The sequence below is a fragment of the Bifidobacterium sp. H6bp9 genome, from assembly GCF_032193695.1.
Lineage (GTDB): Bacteria > Actinomycetota > Actinomycetes > Actinomycetales > Bifidobacteriaceae > Bombiscardovia > Bombiscardovia kimbladii.
In genome coordinates this window covers 267,695-276,031 of record NZ_JASTZY010000003.1, presented here as the reverse complement: position 1 = coordinate 276,031, position 8,337 = coordinate 267,695, and the positions used below count along the sequence as shown (strand labels likewise).

General features: G+C 66.5%; 5 protein-coding genes. 2 read left to right on the top strand and 3 right to left on the bottom strand.

Features of this window, described 5'->3' with window-relative positions; genetic code table 11:
* Together QRX40_RS06120 and QRX40_RS06115 are read left to right on the top strand one after the other, a co-directional pair.
* On the top strand, window positions 1-1,199 hold a 1,199-nt coding region (locus QRX40_RS06120; RefSeq protein WP_396184413.1), incomplete at its 5' end, for an RCC1 domain-containing protein.
* A 326-nt stretch (window positions 1,200-1,525) separates the two neighbouring features.
* Entirely contained in the window at window positions 1,526-2,329 is an 804-nt protein-coding gene (locus tag QRX40_RS06115) for a Bax inhibitor-1/YccA family protein (protein ID WP_144085540.1), read from the top strand.
* A 50-nt stretch (window positions 2,330-2,379) separates the two neighbouring features.
* Here the strand turns inward: QRX40_RS06115 and acnA are convergent, their stop codons facing one another.
* The 3 genes from acnA to QRX40_RS06100 all read right to left on the bottom strand — a co-directional run bounded on the left by acnA (window position 2,380) and on the right by QRX40_RS06100 (window position 8,337).
* A complete protein-coding gene (gene acnA, locus QRX40_RS06110) occupies window positions 2,380-5,112 on the bottom strand; it encodes an aconitate hydratase AcnA (RefSeq protein WP_313837022.1) in 2,733 nt (910 codons plus the stop codon).
* 110 nt (window positions 5,113-5,222) lie between these two features.
* Window positions 5,223-7,709 carry an HAD-IC family P-type ATPase gene (locus QRX40_RS06105; RefSeq protein ID WP_313837021.1) on the bottom strand — a complete coding sequence of 829 codons (2,487 nt, stop codon included), beginning with the start codon at window positions 7,707-7,709 and terminating at the stop codon, window positions 5,223-5,225.
* The gene (locus QRX40_RS06100) at window positions 7,693-8,337 is read right to left on the bottom strand and encodes a substrate-binding domain-containing protein (RefSeq protein WP_313837020.1); all 645 of its coding nucleotides are present in this window, start codon (window positions 8,335-8,337) and stop codon (window positions 7,693-7,695) included. The genes QRX40_RS06105 and QRX40_RS06100 overlap by 17 nt, the downstream gene beginning before the upstream one ends.

Here is an 8,337-nt window from a genome sequence, read left to right as displayed (position 1 = left end):
CCACTCAAAGGACTACGCCGGTCAAAGTAGGGAAACCTACAGGCCTCACCTACGTACAGATCAGCGCAGGAGACGATCATTCGCTAGCCCTGGGCAGCGACGGCAACGCCTACGCATGGGGAAGCAACACCTATGGCAAGCTCGGCGACGGGACAACCACTCAAAGGACTACGCCGGTCAAAGTAGGGAAACCTACAGGCCTCACCTACGTGCAAGTCAGCGCCGGATGGCAGCATTCGCTGGCTCTAAGCAGCGCCGGGAACGCCTACGCATGGGGATTGAACAGCGATGGCCAGCTCGGCGACGGGACGAAAACCGACAGGACTACGCCAGTCAAAGTGAGGAAACCTACAAACGCACCTGCGGATTTTACCTACGTACAGGTCAACGGCGGAGGCGATCATTCGCTGGCCATGGGCAGCGACGGGTATGCCTACGCATGGGGATACAACAACTATGGCCAGCTCGGCAACAAGAGCTACAGCAATTCGACTGTTCCTGTGCGCGTGCGCAACCCCGCCAAGACCAACGATACGAGCAAAGGACTGCAAGCCGCACAGATTATCGCCGGATTCAATCATTCACTGGCCCTGGGCAGCGACGGATACACCTACGCATGGGGATGGAACAACTATGGCCAGCTCGGCAACACCACCACCAGAGATTCGTCCGTTCCTGTACGCGTGCGCAACCCCGCCAACCCCACCGATACGAGCAAGGGGCTAAAGGCCGTACAGCTCAGCGCCGGAGAATATTATTCGCTGGCCCTGGGCAGTGACGGAAACGCCTACACCTGGGGTGCCAACGGCAATGGCCAGCTCGGCAACGACACCACCAAGGACTCGAATATTCCTGTGCCGGTGGTGTTCAACCTGCAGCTGGTGATCACCGGCGTCAGATTCGACAGCAATGCCGGCACGAACCTGACGCGCGGCGATGGCAGCAGCGTGACCGTGCTCACGCCCGCACACCAGCCGGGCACGGTCACCGTCAGCGTGGACTACACGCTGGGCGGCGCACCCCAAACGCCCGACACCTCCTTGAAGTACACGTACCTGCCAGCAGGCGTGCTCCCCAAGGCAGGCGGGCAGGGCATCCTGCTCGCCCTGGCCGCGGGCATGACCGGCATGGGCGGGGTCCTCGCCTCCCGCCGCCACCGGAAGGAAACACGCCGACTGGTTCACGCTTCGCACGAGTAAGAGCGGCCGGGCGGCGTATCAATCCCCCCGCCCCCGGCCCATCAAGGGGGAGCAGGGAGGAAACGTGCCAATCAAGGCTCATCCCCAAGAGAGCTGACACTTTCCTCCCGCGCCCCCACCACACTCCGCCCAGCCTGCAAAGTCTGGACGGCACATCAGGAGAGGGGGCAACCGCCACGGCGGGATACGGGCATGCAACCACCCCGCCAGGGCGGCCACCCCCACCTGATTCCAGCCAGAGCAAACACCCTTTATACCGCCAAATCGGCCATGTAGACTTGAATAAGACGACCATCCGCCATAGGCGGGAAGACAAGGAGGAGCAGATGGCTTTCAACGGGAATCCGCGGCCGCAGGCCCCATACGGTCAGTACACACAGCAGCCGATGCCGACCATGCAGGGTGGTGAGCCCTACGGCATGGGCTCGCCCATCGACACCAACGCAGCATACAGCTTTGAAAAGGCGGAACGGGTCTCCATGTCCCGCGCCTATGCGGAGATGGCCGTCGGCCTGCTGGTCACCGCCCTGACGGCCTATCTGACCGCCCGGACCGGACTGCTCCTGGCCTTCATGCAGGCCACGGGCACCCTGGGGTGGATCGGCATGGCCGTGGTCCAGGTGGCCTTCGCCATGATTCTGAGCTTCCGGGTCATGCGCATGCGCACCTCCACCGCCCGGGTCATGTTCTACCTCTATGCGGCCCTGATGGGCTTCACCCTGAGCACCATCTTCATGACCTACTCCCTGCCCTCCATCATGCTGACCCTGGTGATCACCGCAGGCTTCTTCTTCGTCCTCAGCATGCTGGCGCTGACCACACGGCGCAACATGCTGGGCATGGGGTCCATCTTCATGGCCGGCCTGCTCATGCTGATTCTGGTCGAGGTGGTCATGCTCTTCGTGGCCCCCTCCAACACGGCCCTGCGCGTGGTCTCGGCCATCGGCATCATCCTCTTCGCCGGACTGACCATGTATGACGCCCAGCAGACCAGGGCCATCTTCGCCACCTACCGCAGCCAGGGGCCGGAGGCCATCAAGCGGGTCTCCATCCTCTGCGCCCTCAACCTCTACCTGGACTTCGTCAACCTCTTCCTCTACATCCTGAATCTGGTCGGCGACCGCAACTGACAAAAAGAAAATCCCCGCCCCTGGCATTGGGACGGGGATTTTTTGTATCTTCAGGCCTCCTGGCCGGCCCTGGACAGCAGCCCACGCAGTACGTACTGCAGGATGCCGCCGTTGCGGTAGTACTCGGCCTCGCCAGGGGTGTCGATGCGCACCTTGGCCGCGAACTCCACCCTGCTGCCGTCGGGCCGCTGGGCCCGCACCTGGACCTGCTCAGGCAGGGAGCTGTTGAGCTCATCGACGCCAACCAGGTCGTAGGTCTCCTGGCCGTCCAACCCCAGGCTCTGGGCCGACTGACCCGCTGGGAACTCCAGCGGCAGCACGCCCATGCCGATCAGGTTGCTGCGGTGGATGCGCTCAAAGGATCTGGCTATGACGGCCCGCACACCCAGCATCCTTGTGCCCTTGGCCGCCCAGTCCCTGGAGGAGCCTGTGCCGTACTCGCTGCCTGCCAGTATTACCAGGGGCGTGCCCTGCCTGGCATAGTCCTGCGCCGCCTCGAAGATGGTCGTCTCCTGGCCGTTCAGGAAGTCGTAGGTGAACCCTCCCGGACGTACATCCAGCCCCGCCGAGGCCAGCAGCTGGTTGCGCAGGCGGATGTTGCCGAAGGTGCCCCGGACCATGACCTCATGGTTGCCGCGCCGGGAGCCGTAGGAGTTGAAGTCCCTGGGGGCTATGCCGTGCTCCTGCAGGTAGCGGCCGGCCGGCGCGTCGGCCTTGATGGCCCCTGCGGGCGAGATGTGGTCGGTGGTGACCGAATCCCCCAGCAGGGCCAGCACCCGGGCCCCGTGTATGTCCTCCAGGGGGTCGGGCTGGGCCTTCATGCCATCGAAGAAGGTCTGGCGGCGGATGTAGGTGGAATCCTGATCCCAGTGGAAGAGCTCGCCCTCCGGCACCTCCAGCTTCCGCCAGCGATCATCCCCGCCGAAGACGTCCGCATAGTCGCGCAGGTACATGTCCCGGTCCAGCGCGGTGCCCACCACTGACTCGATGGCCTCCTGGGAGGGCCAGATGTCCGCCAGCATGACCGGCTTGCCCTGGCTGTCCTGGCCCAGTGGGTCGTGCCAAGGGTCGAAGTCCATGGTGCCGGCCAGGGCGTAGGCCACCACCAGGGGCGGCGAAGCCAGATAGTTCATCTTCACATCCGGGCTGATGCGGCCCTCGAAGTTCCTGTTGCCCGAGAGCACGGCCGTCACCGTCAGGTCGTGGTCGGCGATGGCCTGGTGGATGGCCGGGTCCAGGGGGCCGGAGTTGCCGATGCAGGTGGTGCAGCCGTAGCCGACCAGCTCGAAGCCCAGGGCGTCCAGGTCCTTGCTCAGGCCGGTCCGGTTCAGATAGTCCGTCACCACCTGGGAGCCGGGAGCCAGCGAGGTCTTGACCCAGGGCTTGGGCTTGAGGCCCCGGGCGCGCGCCTGGCGGGCCAGCAGACCGGCGGCCACCATGACCGAGGGGTTGGAGGTGTTGGTGCATGAGGTGATAGCCGCGATGACCACATCCCCGTCCCGCAGGCTGAACTCGCTGCCGTCGGCCTTCTTGACGGGCACAGCCTCGCCGTCGCTGTCCTTGTCCTGGTCGCTGTAATCCTTCAAGTCCCGATGGAAGGTCTTCTGGGCCTGGTCCAGCAGGATGCGGTCCTGGGGCCGGCGGGGGCCGGCGATGGACGGCCGCACCGTGGACAGGTCCAGCTCCAGCACCTGGGAATACTCGGGTTCGGGGCAGTCGGCATCCTCCGGGTCCATCCACAGCCCGTTGGCCTTGGCATAGGCCTCCACCAGGCGCACATGCTCGTCGCTGCGGCCGGTCAGGCGCAGGTAGTCCAGGGTGATTCGGTCGATGGGGAAGATGGCGCAGGTGGAGCCGAACTCGGGGCTCATATTGCCCAGGGTGGCCCGGTTGGCCAGGGGGACCTGGGCCAGGCCCTTGCCGTGGAACTCCACGAACCGGCCCACCACGCCCACCTCGCGCAGCATCTGGGTCACGGTCAGCACCACGTCGGTGGCGGTGACCCCCTCGGGGATGGATCCGGTCAGCTTGAAGCCCAGGACCTGGGGCACCAGCATGGAGATGGGCTGGCCCAGCATGGCCGCCTCGGCCTCGATGCCGCCCACGCCCCAGCCCAGCACGCCCAGGCCGTTGACCATGGTGGTGTGGGAGTCGGTGCCCACGCAGGAGTCCGGGTAGACCAGGGCCGGCCCCTCCCCCTTGGTCCTGTCCCTGCGCATGACCACCTGGGCCAGGTACTCCAGGTTGACCTGGTGGATGATGCCGGTGCCCGGGGGCACCACGCGGAAGTTCTGGAAGGCCTGCTGGCTCCAGCGCAGGAAGCGGTAGCGCTCGCTGTTGCGCCGGTATTCCATGTCCATGTTGTGTTCCAGGGCGCCGGGCACGCCCGAGCTGTCCACCTGGACGGAGTGGTCGATGACCATCTGCGCGGGGATGAGCGGGTTGACCAGGGAGGGGTCGTCGCCCAGGGCCTTGACGGCATCGCGCATGGTGGCCAGGTCGACCATGCAGGGCACGCCGGTGAAGTCCTGCATGAGCACCCGGGCGGGACTGTACTGGATCTCCCTGTCGGGCTGGGCCTTGGGGTCCCAGTTCAGCAGCTGATCCAGCTGGTCCCGGGTCACCGTGGTCCCGTTCTGGTGCCGCAACAGATTCTCGGCCAGGATGCGCAGGCTGTAGGGCAGGTGGTCGATGCCCGGAAGGTCGCTGATCCGGTAGTATTCGAACTCCTCGGAGCCCACCTTGAGCTTGGAACGACCGGCATCTTGTGCGGATTCTGACATGCACCACCCCTTCCTTGGACGCTCAGGCACTGCCCTTGCGCCCATGTGGACCGGCGGCGGGAGGACCCCAGGCCGTCAGTGACGCTTATCTGTGCTTGTGAGGTTCATTCTTAGCGCCCATGTGTTACCTGACGGATGTAACGTGCGCATGCCGGATAGCCCAGGACGGCCAGGACCATGAGCAGGGCTCCCACCAGGGCGAAGGCCACGGTGGCGGCCAGGGCCGGACCGGTGGGCAGGCTGATGGCGAAGAACCGCGCCACAACGGGGATCAGGGCCCCGATCACCCCGGCTGCGGCGAAGAAGAGGACCAGCAGGCCCCTCCAGGAGCGCAGGGGCCGGGCCACCTGGGTCAGGACCAGCACGCCCATGCAGAAGAGGACGATGGCGCAGACCGAACGCCAGCGCCCCAGGTCGCCGGGCCGGGCCAGGTCCAGTCCCAGCAGGCCGGGCAGGCTCCAGGCCGCCGCCAGCACAATCAAGGCCGTGGCGATGCCCGAGGGCAGGGCGAAGGTGACCACACGCTTGAGGAAGCCGGGCCGGTAGCGCCTGGTGTTGGGGGCCAGCGCCAGGAAGAAGGCCGGTGTGCCGATGGTCAGGGCGCCGATGTAGGTGATGTGCCGGGGCAGGTAGGGGAAGGGGATGCCGGTCAGAACCACGCCCAGGGAGATCAGGGCCGAGTAGACGGTTTTGACCAGGAAGAGGCCGGCCACACGCTCCATGTTGGCCATGACCTGCCGGCCACGGGCCACTACGTCGGGCAGGTGGGAGAAGCGCGAATCCACCAGGACCAGCTGGGCCACGGCCTTGGTGGCGGCCGCCGCATTGCCCATGGCGATGCCCAGGTCAGCCTCCTTCAGAGCCAGGGAGTCGTTGACCCCGTCGCCGGTCATGGCCACCGTGTGGCCCTTCAGGTGCAGGGCCTGGACGATGGCCTTCTTCTGGTCGGGCAGGACCCGGCCCAGCACGTCCACATCCTCCAGGACATCGGCCAGGGCTGCGGTGTCCTCGGGCAGCTGGCGGGCATCCATGGCCCTGGGGGCCCGGTCGCCGGTCAGGCCCACCTTGTTGGCGATGGCCGCCACCGTGGCCGGGTTGTCGCCCGAGATGACCCGGCAACGCACGCCCTGCTGGCGGAACCAGGCCAGGGTTTCGGCAGCGTCGTCGCGGATGTGCTCCGAGCAGGTGATCAGGGCCAGGGGCTTCAGGTTCCCGGGCAGGTCGGGGCTGCTGGTGAAGTAGTCAGGCTGGTCGGTGCCCGGGTACCCGTCGGGGGCGGCCAGCATCAGCACCCGGTAGCCGCGGTCGGCCAGGTCGGCCACCTGCCGGTCCACCTGGGGCCAGCTGCCCGCCTGGGATGCCAGGAGCACCTCCGGGGCGCCGAAGTACCAGATTCTGCCGGACTGGTCGGCCACGGCGCTCCACTTGCGGGCCGAAGAGAAGGGCAGGCGGCTGACGGCCCTGCCCGGGTGCAGGTCTTCCATCCCCTTGAGGATGGCCCGTCCGGTGGCGTTGGGGCTCTCCTCCGCGCAGACGTCCACCAGGGCCTGCCGCAGCTGCCGGGCCGGCAGATCCTCGACCAGCGGGTGCAGGTCGTCATAGACGATGCCCCCGTCGGTGATGGTGCCGGTCTTGTCCAGATTCAGGGCATCCACCCGGGCCAGGGTCTCCACGGATTCCATCTGCTGGACCAGGGTCTGGTGGCGGGCCAGGCGGATGGCGGCCAGGGCGAAGTTCAGGGAGGTCAGCAGGACCAGCCCCTCGGGGATCATGCCCACGACCCCGGCCACGGCGGACACCACGGCCTGCCGCCAGGCTCCGGTGGCCAGGGCCGTCTGGAAGCCGCCCACGGTCCGCATCTGGGTGAAGATGAGCAGCAGGCAGAGGGGAATGACCACTATGGTCATGACCTTGAGGATGGTGTTGATGCCCTCGTTCAGGTCGGAGTGGACCTTCTTGTAGACCTTGGCCTTGGCCGTCAGCGTGGCGGCGTAGGAGTCGGCGCCCACGGCGGTCACCTGGGCCAGGGCCATGCCCGAGACGGCCGTGGAGCCCGAGTAGACCTGGTCCCCCGGCTTGTGCTTGACCGTGCGCGATTCGCCGGTCAGCATGGACTCGTCCAGCTCCAGGCCGTAGGTGTCGATGATCTGCGCGTCTGCGGGCACCTGGTCCCCGGAGCGGATCCAGAGCAGGTCCCCCTTGACGATGGCATCGTGGGGCACGGTCAGGTTGCGCCCATCCCTTCGCACCGTATAGTCGGAGGCCACCAGGATGGACAGCCCGTCCAGGGTGTGCTTGGCCTTGAGCTCGGTGGCCACGCCGATGCCGGTGTTGATGATGATGATCAGGCCGAAGACCGCGTCCTTCCACTGCCCGGTCAGCAGGACCACCACCATGGCGGTCAGGATGATCCCGTTGAAGAGGGTGAAGACGTTGTCGCGGATGATCTGGCCCAGGCTGCGGGAGGTTTGGTCCTGGGAGACGTTGACCAGCCCCTGGGCCTTCAGCCGCTCCACCTCCCGGGAGCTCAGCCCCGGACGGTCGGTGTCCGGAAAGCCTGTGCCCGCTGTCTGCACTTGCTCATTGCCTGTGCTCATCCTCGGCCCCCTCCCGGTCGGCGCTCAGGCGCACGGCCATGATCCTGGCATGCGGTCCGTCGTCCACAATGGTCTGCAGGGCATCGGCCAGCAAGGGCGCGTGTGGATTCCCGGCAGGATCGACCGGGTGGACCGTAGCCGCATAGTAGAGCCTACCCGGGTCAGGGGTCCAAGCCTTGGCGCTTTGAGCGAACTCTACCACAGGGATGCCCGCCTTCCGGGCTGCCTTGAGGGCTGGGGTCCAGTCGCCGGCTCCGGGCCGGCGGATCAGAATCAGGCTGACCCCGCGGTTGACGGCATCCTGCACGCCATCCTGCTGATCGCTGGTGGACTGCGCTGAGGAAAAATAGCCCTTCATCCGCTCCGCCTTCAAGGATGCCAGGATGCGGCTGTCCAGACCGGAATCCGGGTCCTTGACGCCCTCCTGCGGGCAGCCGATCAAAGCCACGAGCGTATCGGAGCGATCCACGCCGTCGTGGGGCACGGTGCCCTCATGCCAGGAGTCGCCCACGGCCCTGTCCTTGGGGGCGCAGCCGGTCAGCATGGGCAGGCCTGCCAGCAGAGCGACCGCCAGCAGCAGGCCCGCCAGCCGCCTGACCGCTGCCAAGACTTGCCCGGCGCGGCTCAT